Here is a 19,413-nt window from a genome sequence, read left to right on the forward strand (position 1 = left end):
CTCTCCCGCAATATTTATTTTAAAATAAATATTGGCTCACTCGCCCTAATGCCATCCTTATCTAAAACCCTTCCTCCGAAGCGGGATGCAAAAGTAGGAAAAATTAATGCTTCTGCAAAGCTTTTCTGCCGATTAACCAAAGGCTTGAGGTAACTCCATGGTTTTCAACAGGAAAAAATGTTGTGACGGGCAAAACTTTTTAAGGAAACAAGTGTTTATTGGTGCCATACCCAGACAATCCTGAAGTTTTCCCCGCACCCAACCACTTGAAACTTCGGAAGTCAGTGCCATATAAACCCGATAGCAGCGGGCATCCCGACGTAAGGTCGGGATAAAGCGGATAGCGGGGACATACCTATATAGTAGCACTAAACCTGCTTTGCTAAAAAACAAGAAACATACACTATATAGTATAGGAGTAGATCAGCGTGGCCTTAATAGACTTTCTATCCATCTATAATTACAGTATAATACTTTACAAACAAATCCGAACAGTTATATATGTTAAAAATTGTTAACTGTTATATGGTACTGAATTGCTTTGCATAGCTTAGCGGCCAATTGTTTTTATTGATGTTATCGTATTATTAATTATCTTTGCAGAATGTTTAAAGTTAAACACTTAATTATTTTAGTATTTGTTGCCGCTTTGGGTATTGCGGGTTGTAAGAGTCGTTTCGAGAAATTGAGAGCGAGTAATGACGTTGCAAAAAAATATCAGGAGGCTCTTCGTTTGTACAATAAACGCGATTACAGCAAAGCATTGGTGCTTTTTGAAGACCTTTCTCAAAAATACCGCGGCCGTGCTGAAGCCGAAGGATTGAACTTTTATTATGCTTATACTTTATATAGATTAAGTGATTATACTACTGCAAGATACCAGTTTAAAAGTTTTGCAGAAACCTATCCAGCCAGTAAAGATGCGGAAGAAGCCCGCTACATGGCCGCTTATTGTTTCTATTTAGAATCTCCAAATTTCTCTTTGGATCAGGAAAATACTTATAAAGCTATTGATGCATTACAATTATTCATTAACTTATATCCTACCAGCGATCGTGCTGCAGCAGCCGGTAAATATATTGCCACGCTAAGGGGTAAGCTAGAGGATAAAGCTTTTGAAAACGCTAAAATGTACTTAACCACCGGACCAAGTAATGTAGATAATTACAGAGCGGCGGTTATTGCCTTAAAAAATGCGCAAAGAGATTACCCGGATATTAAGTATGCTGAGGAAATGGATTTCTTAATGATTAAAGCGCAGTATTTATACGCTAAAAACAGTTATGTTGTTCGTCAGGAAGACCGTTATAATGAAGCGCTTGCTTTATATACTGAATTTACTGAAAACCACCCTGACAGTAAATATACTAAAGACGCAAAAGTACTTAAGGAAGATGTTGAGGCTGGAATTGCGGCTACAAAACAAGAATTGGCATTATATGCTGCTGATCAGGAAAAATACAAGCAGATGCTGATCAGAACCGGAAAGTTAAAAGATACTTCTGCTACAATTAATAAAACGGATATTAAAAACAAGTAATACATGAATACTAACAAACCTGCTGTACCAAATACTACAGTAACCAGAAACGTACACGATTTAGATAAAACTACAGATAACTTATACGAATCTTTAGTGGTGATTGCTAAAAGAGCAAATCAGATTTCGAACAACGTTAAAGAGGAGTTACACGGTAAATTGGCAGAATTTGCTTCAAGCAACGATAATTTAGAAGAAATTTTCGAAAACCGCGAGCAGATTGAAATCAGCAAGCACTACGAGCGCATGCCGAAGCCTGTTTTGGTTGCTATTGATGAATTTTTGAACGAGAAAATTTATCACAGAAATCCTGCTAAAGAACAAAAGTAACTGGCATAGCGCATAGCGTTTAGGGCAAAGCGTTTAGCACTACGCTCTATGCTCCATGCCTTATGTACTCTGCGCATTATGCTAAAAAATAAAAATATAATCCTTGGCGTTTGCGGTAGCATCGCAGCATATAAGTCGGCTTTTTTGGTTCGGCTGCTTGTAAAAGCTGGTGCAAACGTAAAGGTTATTCTTACCCCTGATGGTGCTAATTTCATTACACCACTTACCCTTGCTACGCTTTCTAAAAACCCTGTTTATACCCAATACTTCGAAGAAGAAACTGGCGTATGGAGCAACCATGTTGAGCTGGGCCTATGGGCCGATCTCATGATCATTGCGCCGATCAGTGCCAACACACTGGCTAAACTGGCAACAGGCATCTGCGATAATTTATTAACGGCTGTTTATCTTTCGGCCAAGTGCCCGGTTTATGTAGCCCCGGCTATGGACCTGGACATGTGGAAACACGAAACTACCCAGGGCAATATCGAGCGCATTATTAGCTATGGCAATACCGTTATAGCACCTGCCAATGGCGAACTTGCCAGCGGACTCTGGGGCGAAGGCCGAATGGCCGAACCGGAAGAAATTGTCTCCTTTCTGAACGATACCATTAAAAAATCGATGCCGCTATTTGGCAAAAAAGTAATGGTTACTGCCGGGCCAACTTACGAAGCCATTGATCCGGTACGTTTTATAGGCAATCATTCATCCGGTAAAATGGGTTTTGCCCTTGCTGACGAACTTGCCAGGCTTGGAGCTGATGTTACTTTAGTTGCAGGACCAACCGCACAAAAATCTATACAAACCTTAAAAAGGATTGATGTAATTAGTGCCCAGGATATGTTCAATGCCTGTTCATCGTTATTCCCCGAAACCGATATAACCGTAATGTGTGCCGCCGTAGCCGATTACCGCCCCAAACAAGTTGCCTCTCAAAAAATTAAAAAGCAAGACAAGGGCTTGGTTTTGGAACTGGAAAAAACAACTGACATACTCGCTTCTTTAGGTACAACAAAAAAAGCACACCAGGTTTTGGTGGGTTTTGCCTTAGAAACCAATGATGAGGAGAATTACGCCAAAGGCAAACTAGATAAGAAAAACCTGGATCTGGTGGTTTTAAATTCTTTAAATGATAAGGGTGCCGGTTTTAAATCAGATACCAATAAAATTACTATTTTTAACAAAGCTTTAGAACGCACTGTATTTGAAATGAAATCGAAAACGGATGTGGCTAAAGATATTTGTGCGGCCATTTTAAAAATTGCGAAATGATAAAAAAGATTGTTTGGATATTGTTATTGCTTGGTTTCGGGAAACTGCAGGCGCAGGAGTTAAATGCAAGGGTAACTTTGCTGGCTCCCCAGGTTTCGAACATCAGTAAGCCCACTTTAGATGCTTTGCAAAAAACAATCCGCGATTTTTTAAACAATAACAAGTTTAGCAACGAAAGTTATAAACCCCAGGAACGGATTGAATGTAGTTTTGTCATTACCATCAACTCATGGGATGGTGGCTCTGGATATACCGCCGAAGCACAGATTCAAAGCAGTCGCCCGGTTTTTAACAGCTCTTACAACAGCACTTTGTTAAACATGAGCGATAAGAATTTCGATTTTAACTTTAACGATGGTTCTACAATCGATTTTTCTGATCAGAATTACATTTCCAATATCAGTGCCCTCCTCACCTATTATGCTTATACCATTATCGGAATGGATAAAGATAGCTTCAGCAAAATGGGTGGAACACCTTACTATAAAAAAGCACAGAACATCATTAACCTGGCGCAAGCTTCGGGCAATACCGGCTGGAAAGCAGCTGATGGTTTACGCAATCGCTTTTGGTTTAACGAAAACGTTTTGAATCCTATTTTTAGCGAACTGCGCAATTTCATCTACAGCTACCATTTAAGTGGCCTGGATCAGCTTACTGATAATGATAAAGGCCTTACGCAAATTGTTGCTGCCCTGCCTGCCCTCCAGCAAATGGATAAGCAGAAACTGGGTTCAATTTTCCCTAATGTTTACTTTGCATCAAAGGCCGAAGAAGTAACCAATGTACTTTCTAAACTAAACGGTCAGGAACGCATGAAAGCTTACAATATGCTTGCAGAAATCGATCCGGCGAATATTGGCAAATACGAGGGGCTGAAGAAAAATTAGTTTTTTGGGTCAACTGTTTAATTGTTTAAATCGGTTAATCGTAAAATAACTTTCAGTTACCAGTTCTCAACGTTAACACTTAAGTAGTTTCTTTATTTGTGGTGATTAATTGTTTAGAAAAGCAATCTCAGCATTTCAATTAAAGCCAGTCCTGCTTTTGTTCATACCTGCCCGATGGTTCAGCCGGGCGCCTACAGACCTTACACACGGGCCGATATCCACATCAATCAGGTTTATTAACGTAAATCAGTTTTTCATAGCTGGGGTTTTCTTTTCCAAAGCTAGTCATGCCACATTTTCCCTTACCCTGCATCCTGTATCGCAGTAACCGATTAACCAGTTTTACAATTAACCTTCATAGGCATGCCACATTTTCCCTTACCCTGCATCCTGTATCGCAGTTAACCGATTAACCACTTTTAACAATTAACCTTCTTCGCAGATGCAACATTCTACCTGCTCATGCGTCTTATAGCACAGTTAACCGGTTAAGCAGTTCAAACAGTTAAGCCAAAAGTTAAAAATTTGTTAAAATATTTTGATCTTACGAATATCTTCGTACATTTGAATACGAAATAATTCGTACAACTTGTAACATATGACTAATCATAACATCAAACCAACAGAAGGTGAAATGGAAATCCTCCAGGTGCTTTGGCAAAAGGGGAATGCAACGGTAAGAGAAGTTCATGAGGCATTAAATAAAAAAGACTCCGGGTATACCACAACTTTAAAACTGATGCAGATTCTACACGAAAAAGGAATGGTAGAAAGAGATACCAATCAAAAAACGCACATCTATAAAGCACTTGTAAGTCAGGATAAAACTGAAAAACAATTGGTAAATAAAATGATCGATAACGTATTTAACGGATCGGCAGCGAGATTGGTGATGCAGGCTTTGGGTAACCACAGTGCAAGTGCAGATGAGATTGACGAAATAAAAAAATATTTAGATAGCCTAAAGTAAGGTTAGTGTTGAAGGTTGAAAGGTGTAGGGTTTAGATCCCTAATTAACAGTAACATTTTCGGATTGTCCCCGTATAAAAAATTAAAACCACCGTTATGGAAACTTTATTACAACAGTTCATCAAAGCATTTGGCTGGAGCATTTTAAACTCACTCTGGCAAAGCGCCATTATTTATGGCGTCCTATTTATCGTAATGTTAAGCATTCCGAAGCTGGCGGCAAAACATAAGCACAACCTTGCTTTTGGTGCCATCATTTTAATGTTTATTGGCTTTGGCTATAATTTCATTCATCAGTTAACATTGAATATTAATAGCCAGGCACCGGCTATCAATGCTCAAAATATTCAGGTTTACCAATATTTTAACAACCTACCGCCAAGTTTTAGCAGCAAGGCAGAGCAATATTTCCCTGTTGTAGTGATATTTTACGCGATTGGTATTTTGCTTCAGTTATTCGTTATTGTTAAAGGTTATGGTCAGCTTTCAAAACTGAAAAAAGAAAGTTTAAGTGCTGTTCCAGATAGCTGGAAAGCCATTTTCGAGCAGGTAACCGCTCATCTTAAAATCAATAAAGTTACCCAGTTCCATTTGTCTTCCATTGTTAATGTGCCTTTGGTTATCGGTTATTTAAAACCAGTGGTATTATTTCCATTGGCGCTGGTAAACCAGTTAGATAACGATCAGGTTGAAGCCATATTAATCCATGAGTTATCGCATATCAGAAGAAATGACTTCTTATTGAACCTGATTAAAACAGCCATAGAAACATTGTTATTCTATAACCCATTTGTGTGGATGGCCGGTAGATTTATACATATTGAGCGCGAGCATGCCTGCGATGACCTGGTATTAAAAATTACCGGAAAACCACTCAACTATGCCCATGCCCTACTTAAACTCGAACTGTTAAAAGACAAAAACAGTCCGGCTTATGCACTGGCAGCAACAGGCAAAACCCAGAATTTATATCAACGCATTAAAAGAATAACCAACATGAAAACAAATTATTTAAACGCCAAACAACAAATGGCAGCCTTAACTTTAGGGGTAGCCTGCTTGTTTTCTATTGCCTGGATCAACCCAACAGAAAAGAAAAAAGAAACTAAAAAAACGCCTAAAATTGAAGTTTTGAGTATCATCGATCACCACGACGTGAAAACCATGGTTTGCACTGATACCACCAAGAAACGTAAAATTAAAATTGTAACGATCGATGCAGATGGTAAAAAAACCGAATACAACTCAGTAAAAGATATGCCTGATAGCCTAAGAAAAGATTTTTACAGAGATGAACTTTTTGCAGGAAAAAACATCTACAGACTGCATGCCGATAGTAGCTTTAGATTTAAGTTCAACGATTCGTCATTGTTGTCGAAAATACATAAAGAATACAATTCACCGGAAGCACAGGCCAAATGGAAAAAATTTGGCGAAGAGATGGCCCAAAAATACAATTCGCCAGAAGCACAAGCCAAATGGAAAAAATTTGGTGAAGATATTGCCAAACAATACAATTCGCCGGAAGCACAAGCCAAATGGAAAAAATTTGGAGAGGAGATGCAAAAGAAAATGAACTCTCCTGAAGCCCAGGCAAAATGGAAAAAAATGGGTGAAGATATGGCTAAAGAATTCGGTTCGCCAGAGGCACAAGCCAAATGGAAAAAAATGGGCGAAGATATGGCCGCTAAAGTGAATTCACCAGAGTTTAGGGCTCAAATAGAGAATATTAGGGCACATGCTTTAAAATCTGGGGAGATTGCAAGATTATCTGCATTGAGTAGGTTAAATTCAGATTCGCTATTTAAAGGAAACAGACATATGCTTACCGGTCCGGATGGTGCAGTATTCTATTTCGATAATAATAGTAAGGTAAAACAGACCGAAGAATATAAAAAACTGAAAGAAAAATTCGATAACGAAGTGAAGGAACTGAAAGAGAAAATGGAGAAGAAAGAGAAAAAGGAGAAAGTAGAAGGTGGAAATAAAGGCGCACAAATAAGCCCGGCTGTTATGCTTTATAACAATCAGGATTTTACCAGTGCTGTTAAAGCCCTGAACACCCTAAACGCTGTAGTAACGTATAAAAAATCTGATTTTACCCATGCTGATCAGTTGGCCCTAAAAAGTTATGTTCAGGCAGCCAACTTAAAAATTGTTGATGATCATACCATTAACATTTCGATAAAATAAACACCATATAAACCAAACAATTGATGAACAGCGAAGATTATTCTTCGCTGTTTTTGTTTTGTATTCACCTGTTGAATAAATTTTGATATTTTTGCTTAGCTATGCTACAAAAACTTTCTATACGTAATTACGCATTAATTGATAGTCTCGATATCGAATTTGATAAAGGCTTAAATATTATAACAGGTGAAACTGGCGCTGGTAAATCCATCATTTTAGGGGCATTATCGCTAATTTTAGGCCAGCGGGCAGAAAGCAAATATTTTTTTAACCAGGATAAAAAATGTGTTATTGAAGGAAGTTTTGCATTGGCAGATGAAAACCTGAAAGAACTTTTTGAAGAAAATGATTTAGATTTCTCTAATGAAAGTATACTACGCAGAGAGATATCCATTGACGGTAAAACCAGGTCGTTTATTAACGATACGCCCGTTAATTTATCCATTCTTAAACAGATTGGCGAAAAGCTGATCGACATCCACTCCCAGCATGCCACGCAGGAGATTAACGATGCCGATTTTCAACTGCTAATTGTCGATTCACTCGCTAATCATCAGTCCCTCCTGTTTAATTACCGCAGTGGATTTAAAAAATTAAGACAAGATACCAACCTGTTGAAAAAATTGGTGAGTGAAGCAGACGAAGCGAGAAATAAGCAGGATTATGAGCAGTTTCTATTTAACGAGCTCGAGCAGGCAAAATTACAGGAAGGCGAACAACAGGAGCTGGAACAGGAACTAGAACGCTTAACACATGCCGAAACCATAAAAAGAGCTTTACTTACCGCATCAGGTTTAATTAACGAAAGTGAACCTTCTGCTCTGCAAATTTTAAAAGAAGCATCGTTACAGTTGCAGAGTATAGAAAAGTTCGACCCGGCAATTAATGTGCTGTACGAACGTTTACGCTCATCGATTATCGAAATAAAAGACATTACCGATGAGGTTTCTGGCATTGAAGAAAATACCATACACAGCGCCGATCGTTTAGAGCTGGTTAATCAACGACTGGATCTTTTTTATTCACTCCAGCAGAAACACCGCGTTGCTGATAATACTGAGTTGCTGGCCGTTCAAAAACAATTGGAAGAGAATCTGAATAAACTCCTATCTTCTGATGAGCATATCGGGAAACTACAACAAGAAATAGAGCAATTGAAAAATGAATTGCACAAACAAGCCGATCAATTAAGTGCCAACCGCAAAAAAGCAATTAAGGTTGTAGAAGAACAAACCAGTATTACCTTGAAAAAAGTGGGCATGTTAAATGCTAAATTGCTTTTAGATCAAAAAGTATTGGGCGAATTGAATAAAGATGGCTTAGATGAAATCAATCTTCTTTTTACGGCCAATGCTGGTCAGGCGCCTGCACCGGTAAATAAAGTAGCATCTGGTGGTGAGTTATCGCGATTAATGTTGGCCATAAAAGCTTTATTGGCCAAACACACTTCGTTACCAACCATTATTTTCGACGAGATTGATACCGGAATTTCTGGCGAAACCGCCTTAAAAGTTGGTGAAGTAATTGCCGATTTAGGACAAAACATGCAGGTAATTTCGATTACACACTTACCACAAATTGCAGCCAAAGGCATTTCGCATTACTTTGTTCATAAAAATGAAGACCGTGGAAAAACGACAACCGGAATTCGCAAACTTAAACAAGAAGAACGTATTGGTGTAATTGCCGAAATGTTAAGTGGCAAAAATCCAGGCGCATCTGCCATGGAAAATGCAAGGGAGTTGCTCGCCTAATTCTTATATTAAGTCATCTCGAGCGGAGTGCAACGTAGTCGAGAGATCTATCTAGTCAGATCTCTCCGTTCCACTGCGTTTCAGTCGAGATGACGACTTTTCTTATGGATCTGTTAATGGTAGGGAAATGTTGTTGTGCTGTCGGATGTTCCCACCTGACTAAGCTTATATCTGTAGAATTTATAAAAGATAAATAGTATATTGATTTGATTCAGTATCAGATCGTAATATCTGACACTATGAAGAAAAGCACCAATAATTTTACAGCTACAGCTTACTAAAACTAAATAATTAGTTTATATTTAATTAATGAAATCTTTTATACTTCTACTTTCATTATTAACCATAGGCAAATTTTGTTTCGCTCAGCAAAGTTATACCCTCTCGGGTATGGTTAAAGATAAACGTGGTGAGGCTTTACCTGGTGCAGGCGTATATGTAAGTGGTTATAAAATTGCAACCATTTCGAACAATGACGGAAGCTATACATTAACCTTAAAACCCGGCAACTATGATATTTTAGTCCAGCTCGTTGGTTATAAAGCTTTAAATAAAAACATTGTGATTGCGGATAAGGCTATAAAAGTCGATCTGGTTTTAGAAGAAAATATAACGCAGTTAAAGGAAGTAACCATTAAACCAGATCCGAACAGGGCTTATTATATTGCCATGTTCAAAGATTTTTTCATTGGTACAACACCCAATGCCGCGCAATGTAAAATGATTAATCCAAATGTGCTGATTATCGATTACGATAATGAGGAGGGGAAACTTACCGTAAAAACAAATCAATTTTTAGTGATCGAGAACCAGGCACTGGGATACCGGATAAAATACCAGGTAAATAATTTTGAGTACAGCAGCCGATCGAAAATTATGTATTATGAGGGCTTCCCTTATTACGAAGACTTGAAAGGATCATCCAGAAAAAAGAAGGTGTGGGAAAAGAAACGTTTAACTGCCTACCTGGGTTCTCCACAGCACTTTTTTAAATCAATTTATCATGGCAAGGCCACTGAAGAGGGTTTTATCATTAATAAATTAATTACCCGGCCAAATCCGGATAAACCTTCAGATAGTACGATAAAGGCAAATATTAAACGTTTAGCAAAGGTGCAGAATGGCTTATTAGGCAAAACGATAACCATAAACAATAACGATTCGCTCAGTTACTGGTTCAGGAAGAAAAACCTCCCCGATGGTATTTCCATTTTAAGCCGTAGCCCGATTGCGCAAGATACCTTAGTGCACATTAAAAATGAGAGCATTAAAAGTATCAACTTTACCGATAAACTCTACATCGTTTACACCAAAGAAAAAGAAGATCCATTATTTGCTAATAAAATAGGTTTATCCATCAGCAGACCTTTAGACATGCCCGACTATCAGGTATCAACCATTACCTTACAGATAAAACCGGTATATTTTTATGAGAATGGTGGCATATACAATCCCCGGTCGATGCTGTATACAGGCTATTGGGCCTGGGAGAAAATAGCCGATAGCGTTCCGATGGATTATTTACCTCCTGCTAATGTAGCGGAAGAAAAGTAGAAATATCATTAATATTTAAGAGAAATAACCACCAGACTGCATTTTTTCTTTTTTTGAAAAGCAAATACACCGCTTTTCGGTTTCAGTAGCCCCGCCCTTTGTTATAGATCCTCGCCCTCATGCTTCAGGCTGTGGGTTTTACACTGCGGTCGGGTTTAGCTGGCTAGGCTGGTATTACTATTTAGATTTTTTGGAACTAAGAAGTACCTGTCTATGTTAAATAAACCCGACAGAGCGGGTAGCCCAACAGTGAAGCGTAGCGTAGCGAGGACTACAAGCGATGGCGGGGCTACCGCTGCCATGGAAAACAGACCTATCGTTTTCAAAGCAAAAAAAATCACTATTCACCTGGCTTATTTTAATATACTTAATATCTAAGAGAGATAACCACCAGACTGCATTTTTCCTTTTTTTGAAAAGCAAATGCACCGCTTTTCGGTTTCAGCAGCCCCGCCCTTCGTTCAAATCCTCGCCCTCATGCTTCGGGCTGTGGGTTTTACACTGCGGTCGGGTTTAGCTGGCTAGGCTGGTAGTAATATTTAGTTTTTTTGGAACCAAGAATCACCTGCCTATGTTAAATAAACGCGACAGAGCGGGTAGCCCGCAGCCCGATTTTTCATCGGGAGAGGACTACAAGCGATGGCGGGGCTACCGTTGCCATAGAAAACAGACCCCTCGTTTTCAAAGAAAAAAAAATCAGTATTCACCAGGCCTATTTTGAATAATGCTCCTCTTAAAGACCATCGCTTAACAGGATGAGCAATTTTACTAAGGCGCCCCCAGCCCGAAATAACGATAGGATCAAATGTTAAATTTGTTAAAAATCTTTTCTGTTTTTAATAAATATTACGCCTTTTGGTTACATTCGTCTCCATGATTAAAAGCCTTTTAGTAGCCCTTTTACTGATGATGTTGGGTACTAATGCCATTGCTCAAAACACCTTCTCGATTAGTGGTTTGGTTAGGGATCAAAAAGATGGATTACCTGGCGCAAGTATCTATTTAAGTGGCTATAAGATTGCAACAGTGGCCGATAACGACGGGCGGTTTAAACTATCCAATCTGAAACCTGGAAGTTACGATCTGCTGGTTCAGCTGGTTGGTTATCTCCCCTACTCTAAAAGTGTAATCATTTCCGATAAATCAGTGCAGGTAGAACTGGTTTTGAAAGAAAATGTTGCGCAGCTGGAAGAAGTTGTAATCAGGGCCGATCCTAACCGTCAGAAATATATCAATCAGTTTAAAGATTTTTTTATCGGGAAAACCCCTAATGCCTTACAGTGCAAAATATTAAATCCACAGGTGTTAAATGTAGATTTCGATATTACTAAAAGTACCCTAACGGTTTCTACCACTGAATTTTTGATTGTAGAGAATAAAGCTTTAGGCTATCGGCTAAAATACATGCTCGATCGTTTCGAATATAATTCCAGAACGCACATTATTTACTATTCTGGGCATCCCTTTTTTGAAGAGTTAAAAGCATCGGCAGCCAAAAAGAAAAAGTATATCGCCGCCAGAGAGGTGGCCTATTATGGTTCGTCGCAACATTTCTTCCGCTCGCTGTATGCCAATAAAACACAGGAAGAGGGATTTATCATTAATAAAATGGTTAAGGTGCCCAACCCTAACCGCTATCCGGAATATTTAATTAATGCCAATTTAGAAAAGATTAAGGCCGTACCTGAGAAAACGGGCATCAGGCAAAATAAAGGTAAAATAGATACCGCACTGCTTGCCTTTTGGACCAAACAAAAAGAAATGCCCCGAACCATTGATAAATTTTCGAGAGCGGAGGTACTTACCGATACCCTGGTGCACTACTTTAACCCGAATTTAAAATACCTGAGTTATACTGATGCGCTACTGATCCAGTATACCAAAGAAAAGGAATCTCTGGCTTATTCTAACACCGGATTTTGGATCTTCAGACCTTTGGATGTACCTGAAAATGAAATTTCTGTGGCCAACCTCACTGGTGAAGGTGTTCGTTTCTATGAAAATGGTGGCATTTACGATTCCCGATCGCTCCTATACGAAGGTTTCTGGGCTTACGAAAAAGTGGCCGATATGGTCCCGATGGATTATGTACCGCTACCGAAGAGCAAGTAATGGAAAATGTGAGATAGATGATGGATGAGGCGATTGATCTAAAAAAAAATGTTGAAAAGTAGCCTTTTTTAGAAAGTTAAATTACTAAAAATATTAGTAATTTTAATCTATGATTGGCGAAGAAGAAAAACAATATTTTAAAGGACGGGGCGCTCAGGTTAATCCACATAACAAATTTTTAAAGGACGTTTATGTAAAGGAACATGATGAAGGCATAGACGATTGGGAGGAAAGCGATCCTAAAACCTCCTTTATTTTTGAAAATTCGAAAACCATTGTGAACAAAGTTGACAGCCCCGATGTTGGCATGGCTTATTCTTTAAACCCCTATCAAGGTTGCGAACATGGTTGTACCTATTGTTATGCCCGCAATTCACACCAATATTGGGGTTATAGCGCAGGGATAGAATTTGAGCGGAAAATAATTGTTAAAAAAGAAGCGCCGGCATTATTTAAAAAATTTTTAGAGAAAAAAGGATGGGATGCCACCACCATTTCCCTTTCTGGCAATACCGATTGCTACCAACCTGCCGAAAGAAAGTTTAAACTTACCAGACAGCTGCTTGAAATTGCATTGGCCTACAAACAGCCTATTGGTATGATTACCAAAAATTCGCTTATTCTTCGCGACCGGGATATTCTGCAAGAAATGGCTAAGCTAAATCTCTGCATGGTTTATGTTTCCATCAATAGCTTAAATGAAGATTTGCGACAGGTAATGGAACCCCGCACCACAACAGCTAAGCAACGCTTAAAGGTGGTAGAAGAACTGAGTAAAGACGGAATCCCTATGGGCGTAATGGTTGCCCCGCTTGTGCCCGGTTTAAGCGACCATGAAATTCCTAAAATTTTAAAAGCCGTAGCCAATGCCGGCGCCATTAAAGCCGGTTACACCGTGGTGAGGCTAAACGGAGCCATTGGACAGATATTTGAAGATTGGTTGCAGAAAAATTTTCCAGACCGTTTTGATAAGGTTTGGCACATGATTCAAAGTTGCCATGGAGGCAATGTAAATGATAGCCGATTCGGAGATAGGATGCGTGGAGATGGAAATATTTCTCAAATGATCAGGGATAATTTCAGGCTGCATTGCCGCTTAAATGGCTTGAATGTAAAAGATATTATTTTAGACCACACTTTGTTCAAAATCCCGAGTAACCAGGTCAGTCTGTTTTAAAGTTTTTATGTGCGCTGGCCCCGATTGATAATACTACCGTGTTGACACATCTTTTTCAAGAATAGTTTAAGCATCACGCTAAGGGAAGTACAGGCTATACCGAAGAACGCCGTCAATTTTGCAATCGGGATCTGTGAGAGGTGGATTTGTAATCCACTATTATAAAACTTAGTTTTAACGCTATGAATATTGCACTAGTAACCTATCTGGATAAAGGCGCTTATGATAGCACCACAGTTGAAAGCGAGGATGATAAACTCTTACATTTCCTGAAAAAAAAGGGATTGAACATTGAAAAAGTAATCTGGAATGATCCGAATATTAACTGGGAAGATTATTCGCTTGCCATTTTAAAATCGCCATGGGACTATTTTGACCTGATTGAAGAATTTTACAGCTGGCTTGATCAACTGGAAGCAAAAAAAGTAAAATTGCTTAACCCTGTTGAGACAGTAAGGTGGAATGCAAATAAACTGTATCTGCAGGAAATCGAAGCCGCAGGCTTAAAGATTACACCTAGTTTTTTTATTCAAAATCAAAAAAGTATAAGTCTTGAGGATTTCTTTGAAAAATTTAATACCGATAAGTTAATTGTAAAACCTTGTGTGAGTGGCGGTGCAAAAAATACATTCAAGGTCACCATTGATAATGTGAAAGAGGTGAATCAAAAGTTAAATCACCTTATTCAATATGAAGATTTTATCATTCAGCCATTTCTATCTGAGATCCTGGAAAGCGGTGAATGGTCTTTCATTTTTTTTAATGGCGGGTATAGTCATTCGTTAATCAAACAGGCAAAACCTGGCGACTTTAGGGTACAACCTGCCCATGGCGGATCTGTTCATCCCCAAAAACCCGGTGAAGAGCTGGTGGCTACTGCACAGCAATATGTAACCTTATTTGCTAAAGATTGCCTTTATGCGCGGGTTGATGGTACTTTTGTTAATGGCGAATTTTTACTGATGGAATTGGAGCTCATCGAACCTTTTTTATTCCTGAATACCAATCCTCAAAATTATGACAGGTATTATCAAGCGTTAAAGGAGTTGGTGTAAAAAAGAGCATTCCCATAAGAAAGTCGTCATCTCGACTGAAACGTAGTCCCGAATGTCTGGAAGAGAGATCTATTATAGATTTCTCGCCTGCGTTGCACTCCGCTCGAAATGACGAAATAATTTATTTAGCTGCAAAATCCTGAACCCAGTAATTATCTGTTTTAGCTGCTCCCATTTCTTTAAAGGCGGCATTCATGATATTTTTGCAGTGATCTTCACTTTTAATCCAGTCGTTAAAAACCTGCACTTCGGTGGTTTGGCCAACAGCAATATTTTCACCGACTGTTGTCCAGTTGTAACCTGTTGCTTTAACCCGGGCACCCACATTATCACCATTGGCAGAGCTATGGGTTAAGCTTTTTATCGATGCGATGTACTTACTGTGGCCAATAGCTGCAGCGCCTAAATTTATGTTCCAGGTGAGTGCAGCAACCGGAGGCATAACAGTTGTTCCACAATTACAACCAGCTAAACGGGTATCGTTTACTAATTTTAGCAAGGCTTCGTTATTAATATTAGTTGTTGTAGAAAGTACAGGCGGGTCATTTGTTCCGGCCGAATCATCAGCTCCTTTTTTACAGGATAATGCGCAACATAGCGCTAAACACACTAAGGGAAAGGCAATTAGTTTCATTAATCAGGATAGTTTAAGGAAAGATACAAGGATTTTCTTTAAAAAGAAATAATTTATACCCTCTTTTTCACACTCCAGAAGCAAGAAATAGCAGGATAAACCTAAAACAAAAAACTCCCGATTTTCATCGGGAGTTTCCTATTTATTTACTGGAAGAATCTTCTTCTTGTTTCGGCTCTTCTTTTTTCTTTTCACCTTTTTTGTGGTTGATCGAAATCAGCTCTGTCGTTTTATCGTAATCAATTTCTAAAACATCACCTTCAGCCAGCTCGCCTTTAAGAATCTCTTCTGCAATTGGATCTTCTAAATATTTCTGGATGGCCCTTTTTAACGGACGGGCACCAAAATTACTGTCAAAACCTTTCTCAGCAATGTATTCTTTAGCATTCTCGGTTAATGCAATTTCATAACCAAGGGTATGAACGCGACCGAATAAAGCTTTTAATTCGATATCGATAATTCTGAAGATTTCATCTTTACCTAAGCTATTGAATACCACTACATCATCAACACGGTTTAAGAACTCAGGAGCAAAAGCACGTTTTAATGCGCTTTCTATTACACCACGACTGTGAGAATCGGCCTGGTTTGTTTTCGCTGCTGTAGAGAAACCAACGCCTTGTCCAAAATCTTTAAGTTGACGGGCACCAATATTAGAAGTCATGATGATGATTGTATTTCTAAAATCAACTTTACGACCCAAACTATCGGTTAACTGTCCTTCATCCAAAACCTGCAATAAGATATTGAATACATCAGGGTGTGCTTTTTCAATCTCATCCAATAAGATTACAGCATAAGGTTTTCTTCTAACTTTTTCAGTTAATTGTCCACCTTCTTCGTAACCTACGTATCCCGGAGGCGCTCCCACTAAACGTGAAACCGCAAATTTCTCCATGTACTCACTCATATCGATCTGGATCAGAGAATCATCACTATCGAACATGAAACGAGCCAGTTCTTTTGCCAGTTCTGTTTTACCTACGCCTGTTGGACCTAAGAAAATAAATGAACCAATTGGCTTTTTAGGATCTTTTAATCCAGCTCTTGTACGTTGGATAGCTTTGGTTAACTTTTTAATCGCATCATCCTGACCGATAATTTTCTCGGCCACTTTATCGTACATGTTCAACAGTTTGGCACTGTCTGTTTGTCCAACACGTTGTACCGGAATACCTGTCATCATCGAAACCACTTCGGCTACATTATCTTCTGAGACTTCGTAACGTTTAGTTTTGGTTTCAGCTTCCCACTCCGCTTTAGCTTTATCTAATTCTTCAATTAAATTTTTCTCTGTATCGCGTAGTTTTGCCGCTTCCTCATATTTCTGGCTACGTACAACTTTGTTTTTCTCTAATTTGATATCTTCAATTTTAGCTTCGATATCAATAATATTCTGCGGAACGTGAATGTTGGTTAAGTGAACACGCGAACCTGCTTCATCTAAAGCATCAATTGCTTTGTCTGGTAAGAAACGATCAGAAATATAACGCGATGTTAAGGTAACACAAGCTAAAATCGCTTCATCAGTATAGGTTACACCGTGGTGTTCTTCGTACTTATCTTTAATACGTGTTAAAATCTCTACTGTTTCATCCGGCGTAGCGGGTTCTACCATCACTTTTTGGAAACGACGGTCTAAAGCACCATCTTTTTCAATATACTGACGGTACTCATCTAAGGTTGTGGCACCAATACATTGAATCTCGCCCCTCGCCAAAGCAGGTTTGAACATATTGGATGCATCTAATGAACCTGATGCACCACCGGCACCAACAATGGTGTGGATCTCATCAATAAATAAAATTACATCAGTAGATTTTTCAAGCTCGTTCATCACGGCTTTCATACGTTCTTCGAACTGGCCACGGTATTTTGTACCGGCCACTAAAGAAGCCAAATCTAATGTCACTACACGCTTGCCAAAAAGCACACGCGAAACTTTACGTTGTACAATGCGTAAGGCCAAACCTTCTGCAATTGCCGACTTACCTACACCTGGCTCTCCAATTAAAATTGGATTGTTCTTTTTTCTACGTGATAAAATCTGCGATACACGTTCAATTTCTTTCTCGCGTCCTACAATTGGGTCTAAGCGACCTTCTTCTGCAGCTTTTGTTAAATCACGACCGAAATTATCCAAAACAGGGGTTTTAGATTTTATATCTGAAACCTTTTTTGGCGTACTAAAGCTTTCCTCTTCGCGATAATCATCATCGCCTCCTGTGGAAGCACTATTTGAGATATCATCTCTGAAACCATTTTTATTCACTTCAACCTCCTGTTTAAAAACATCGTAAGTAACGCCATACTGTAATAAGATTTGTGAGGCGATGTTATCATCATCTCTCAAAACCGATAACAACAAATGTTCGGTGCCAATTAAATCGCTTTTAAATATTTTGGCCTCTAAGTAAGTGATTTTTAAAACTTTTTCTGCCTGTTTTGTTAATGGAATATTGCCTAAGTTTACTGTAACACTCGAAGTACCGCGAACGGCATCTTCAATTGAGCGGCGCAATTTACCGGTATCAACTCCTAACGATCGTAAAATTTTTATAGCCATGCCATCGCCTTCGCGGATGAGGCCCAATAATAAATGCTCGGTTCCGATGTAATCGTGCCCTAAGCGGAGCGCTTCCTCCCTACTAAAAGAGATTACATCTTTAACCTGTGGTGAAAATTTTGCTTCCATAATACCTTTCTTAACAGCTACGTCCCTAAACTATAAAATAACTTTATAAAAACGAACGTACTGTTTTCTTTATTTTATCAACAATTGCGCCATATGGGTGGATAAAGAGGCTTTTGAATGCCTGAGAACCCAAAATTCAATGTAAGATTATCGTTTAGATAAATATTATTTTATTTATATCTATCTACGTAATAAGTGTTATATAGGTTTTAAAGGGACATTTGCCAAAAACATCCGGTTACAGATATTTTATTGTCGGTTTATTGTAAGTATTTTTTCGCCATCAAAAACTGACAATTTGTATCTTTTTACTTAGGCAATTTACAAGTTTTGACAGAAAAATAAAAAGAACGTGACATCATTTAACAATTTCATTAGATAAAAATCAACAAACTAATTTCAATTAGCCATACCTATTATAACGTTAATACGAAGTTAACTGTAATTAGGTTGTTTTTGTTTTTGAAGTCAGTAGTTTATTGTAATTCATTTATCATAAATAATAAGCTGTCCTTTATTCAGAAATCAACATCAATTGCCTTAACCATTTTAACCATATAGTGCTTCGGTAAGCTGCTCTTTATGGTTTGAAGATAACTTCTGCAAAAAATGCAACGGAACATCGGTAACACCAAGTTTATCGCATTGTGAAACGACCTCATTTAAATCGAAATGGCCTGATAGCGATTGATAAAGCTCTCCATCGGCCTGCTCAAATCCCATACTCCAATCTGTAAAACAGCGCCGCTCATATTTACCTATTTGCAGCAAAACAACTGATTCATGACGTTCGTCGTTTACGATTTTGTTAAAAAGCCTGCGGATAATGCGTTCATCTCCTTCAAGCAGTTGCATAAACCTACCTTTACTCTTTGTGATTTGCAAACCTCTTACATATAATAATATCCCGGTAATATTATTCCGGTTATTAAAATCTCTACACTGATTAAGCAAGGCTCTAAGTTCTCCATTATTAAACAAGCTGCTCGCAATGCTTGTATAAATTAAATAAAAAACGGGGGTTAAAAGTTCATTTTCTAATTCCATAGGGTAATTAACGCTAAATTTTCTGTTTTTTCATAAAACGCGCTTATTATCTGATTATTCTCATAAAAAACAAACGAAACCCAACCACAACTGCTAAAATTCGATTAAAAAGCACCAACAAATCTATCATTTATCTGCATTCATGAGTAATCCAAAAGAATGATAAGCATATTTCATCCCATCAAAAA

Annotated in this window: 15 protein-coding genes and 1 pseudogene; 12 read left to right on the plus strand and 4 right to left on the minus strand. The window is 38.5% G+C overall.

What is annotated here, in order from left to right; all coding sequences use genetic code 11:
* The first annotated feature begins 604 nt into the window (after nucleotides 1-604).
* From AC04QZ_RS22605 to AC04QZ_RS22625, 5 genes are all read left to right on the plus strand, one after another.
* Nucleotides 605-1,540, plus strand: a complete 936-nt coding sequence (locus AC04QZ_RS22605) for an outer membrane protein assembly factor BamD (protein ID WP_086547399.1) — start codon at nucleotides 605-607, stop codon at nucleotides 1,538-1,540.
* Between the two features lie 3 nt (nucleotides 1,541-1,543).
* Entirely contained in the window at nucleotides 1,544-1,870 is a 327-nt protein-coding gene (locus AC04QZ_RS22610; RefSeq protein WP_025145617.1) for a DNA-directed RNA polymerase subunit omega, read from the plus strand.
* Between the two features lie 78 nt (nucleotides 1,871-1,948).
* Entirely contained in the window at nucleotides 1,949-3,145 is a 1,197-nt protein-coding gene (coaBC, locus tag AC04QZ_RS22615) for a bifunctional phosphopantothenoylcysteine decarboxylase/phosphopantothenate--cysteine ligase CoaBC (protein WP_478359569.1), read from the plus strand.
* A complete protein-coding gene (porD, locus tag AC04QZ_RS22620; protein WP_086547400.1) occupies nucleotides 3,142-4,035 on the plus strand; it encodes a type IX secretion system protein PorD in 894 nt (297 codons plus the stop codon). The genes coaBC and porD overlap by 4 nt, the downstream gene beginning before the upstream one ends.
* Before the next feature lie 598 nt (nucleotides 4,036-4,633).
* Nucleotides 4,634-5,005 carry a BlaI/MecI/CopY family transcriptional regulator gene (locus AC04QZ_RS22625; RefSeq protein WP_029279745.1) on the plus strand — a complete coding sequence of 124 codons (372 nt, stop codon included), beginning with the start codon at nucleotides 4,634-4,636 and terminating at the stop codon, nucleotides 5,003-5,005.
* Nucleotides 5,006-5,007: 2 nt separating this feature from the next.
* On the opposite strand, the pseudogene AC04QZ_RS22630 reads toward AC04QZ_RS22625, so the two are convergent.
* A pseudogene (locus AC04QZ_RS22630) lies at nucleotides 5,008-5,094 on the minus strand (hypothetical protein); the annotation flags it as partial.
* Nucleotides 5,095-5,100: 6 nt separating this feature from the next.
* On the opposite strand from AC04QZ_RS22630, the gene AC04QZ_RS22635 reads away from it, so the two are divergent.
* From AC04QZ_RS22635 to AC04QZ_RS22665, 7 genes are all read left to right on the plus strand, one after another.
* Complete coding sequence (locus AC04QZ_RS22635; RefSeq protein WP_478359570.1) at nucleotides 5,101-7,197, plus strand: M56 family metallopeptidase; 2,097 nt, start codon at nucleotides 5,101-5,103, stop codon at nucleotides 7,195-7,197.
* A 101-nt stretch (nucleotides 7,198-7,298) separates the two neighbouring features.
* A complete protein-coding gene (gene recN / locus AC04QZ_RS22640; RefSeq protein WP_478359571.1) occupies nucleotides 7,299-8,951 on the plus strand; it encodes a DNA repair protein RecN in 1,653 nt (550 codons plus the stop codon).
* Nucleotides 8,952-9,260: 309 nt separating this feature from the next.
* Nucleotides 9,261-10,505, plus strand: a complete 1,245-nt coding sequence (locus AC04QZ_RS22645) for a carboxypeptidase-like regulatory domain-containing protein (RefSeq protein ID WP_478359572.1) — start codon at nucleotides 9,261-9,263, stop codon at nucleotides 10,503-10,505.
* A gap of 213 nt (nucleotides 10,506-10,718) precedes the next feature.
* Nucleotides 10,719-10,883, plus strand: a complete 165-nt coding sequence (locus AC04QZ_RS22650; protein WP_478359573.1) for a hypothetical protein — start codon at nucleotides 10,719-10,721, stop codon at nucleotides 10,881-10,883.
* Nucleotides 10,884-11,378: 495 nt separating this feature from the next.
* Nucleotides 11,379-12,617 (plus strand): carboxypeptidase-like regulatory domain-containing protein, encoded by a 1,239-nt coding sequence (locus tag AC04QZ_RS22655; RefSeq protein WP_478359574.1) that lies wholly within the window; start codon nucleotides 11,379-11,381, stop codon nucleotides 12,615-12,617.
* Nucleotides 12,618-12,726: 109 nt separating this feature from the next.
* Complete coding sequence (locus AC04QZ_RS22660) at nucleotides 12,727-13,794, plus strand: PA0069 family radical SAM protein (protein ID WP_478359575.1); 1,068 nt, start codon at nucleotides 12,727-12,729, stop codon at nucleotides 13,792-13,794.
* A 182-nt stretch (nucleotides 13,795-13,976) separates the two neighbouring features.
* Nucleotides 13,977-14,849, plus strand: a complete 873-nt coding sequence (locus tag AC04QZ_RS22665; protein WP_478359576.1) for an ATP-grasp domain-containing protein — start codon at nucleotides 13,977-13,979, stop codon at nucleotides 14,847-14,849.
* Nucleotides 14,850-14,970: 121 nt separating this feature from the next.
* Here AC04QZ_RS22665 and AC04QZ_RS22670 read toward each other — a convergent pair whose 3' ends face one another.
* From AC04QZ_RS22670 to AC04QZ_RS22680, 3 genes are all read right to left on the minus strand, one after another.
* The gene (locus AC04QZ_RS22670) at nucleotides 14,971-15,483 is read right to left on the minus strand and encodes a CAP domain-containing protein (RefSeq protein WP_086547407.1); all 513 of its coding nucleotides are present in this window, start codon (nucleotides 15,481-15,483) and stop codon (nucleotides 14,971-14,973) included.
* A gap of 142 nt (nucleotides 15,484-15,625) precedes the next feature.
* Nucleotides 15,626-18,178, minus strand: a complete 2,553-nt coding sequence (locus tag AC04QZ_RS22675; RefSeq protein ID WP_029274130.1) for an ATP-dependent Clp protease ATP-binding subunit — start codon at nucleotides 18,176-18,178, stop codon at nucleotides 15,626-15,628.
* A gap of 549 nt (nucleotides 18,179-18,727) precedes the next feature.
* A complete protein-coding gene (locus tag AC04QZ_RS22680) occupies nucleotides 18,728-19,225 on the minus strand; it encodes a BLUF domain-containing protein (RefSeq protein WP_478359577.1) in 498 nt (165 codons plus the stop codon).
* Nucleotides 19,226-19,413 lie beyond the last annotated feature (188 nt).

Source organism: Pedobacter folensis (genome assembly GCF_056490665.1).

Bases quoted from the DNA above. Each gene is read 5' to 3' on its own strand.
- AC04QZ_RS22660 (WP_478359575.1), top strand. From the start codon at position 12,727: ATGATTGGCGAAGAAGAAAAACAATATTTTAAAGGACGGGGCGCTCAG.
- AC04QZ_RS22655 (WP_478359574.1), top strand. From the start codon at position 11,379: ATGATTAAAAGCCTTTTAGTAGCCCTTTTACTGATGATGTTGGGTACT.
- AC04QZ_RS22635 (WP_478359570.1), top strand. From the start codon at position 5,101: ATGGAAACTTTATTACAACAGTTCATCAAAGCATTTGGCTGGAGCATT.
- AC04QZ_RS22625 (WP_029279745.1), top strand. From the start codon at position 4,634: ATGACTAATCATAACATCAAACCAACAGAAGGTGAAATGGAAATCCTC.
- AC04QZ_RS22665 (WP_478359576.1), top strand. From the start codon at position 13,977: ATGAATATTGCACTAGTAACCTATCTGGATAAAGGCGCTTATGATAGC.
- AC04QZ_RS22605 (WP_086547399.1), top strand. From the start codon at position 605: ATGTTTAAAGTTAAACACTTAATTATTTTAGTATTTGTTGCCGCTTTG.
- AC04QZ_RS22610 (WP_025145617.1), top strand. From the start codon at position 1,544: ATGAATACTAACAAACCTGCTGTACCAAATACTACAGTAACCAGAAAC.
- AC04QZ_RS22645 (WP_478359572.1), top strand. From the start codon at position 9,261: ATGAAATCTTTTATACTTCTACTTTCATTATTAACCATAGGCAAATTT.
- porD (WP_086547400.1), top strand. From the start codon at position 3,142: ATGATAAAAAAGATTGTTTGGATATTGTTATTGCTTGGTTTCGGGAAA.
- recN (WP_478359571.1), top strand. From the start codon at position 7,299: ATGCTACAAAAACTTTCTATACGTAATTACGCATTAATTGATAGTCTC.
- AC04QZ_RS22650 (WP_478359573.1), top strand. From the start codon at position 10,719: ATGTTAAATAAACCCGACAGAGCGGGTAGCCCAACAGTGAAGCGTAGC.
- AC04QZ_RS22680 (WP_478359577.1), bottom strand. From the start codon at position 19,225: ATGGAATTAGAAAATGAACTTTTAACCCCCGTTTTTTATTTAATTTAT.
- AC04QZ_RS22670 (WP_086547407.1), bottom strand. From the start codon at position 15,483: ATGAAACTAATTGCCTTTCCCTTAGTGTGTTTAGCGCTATGTTGCGCA.
- AC04QZ_RS22675 (WP_029274130.1), bottom strand. From the start codon at position 18,178: ATGGAAGCAAAATTTTCACCACAGGTTAAAGATGTAATCTCTTTTAGT.
- coaBC (WP_478359569.1), top strand. From the start codon at position 1,949: ATGCTAAAAAATAAAAATATAATCCTTGGCGTTTGCGGTAGCATCGCA.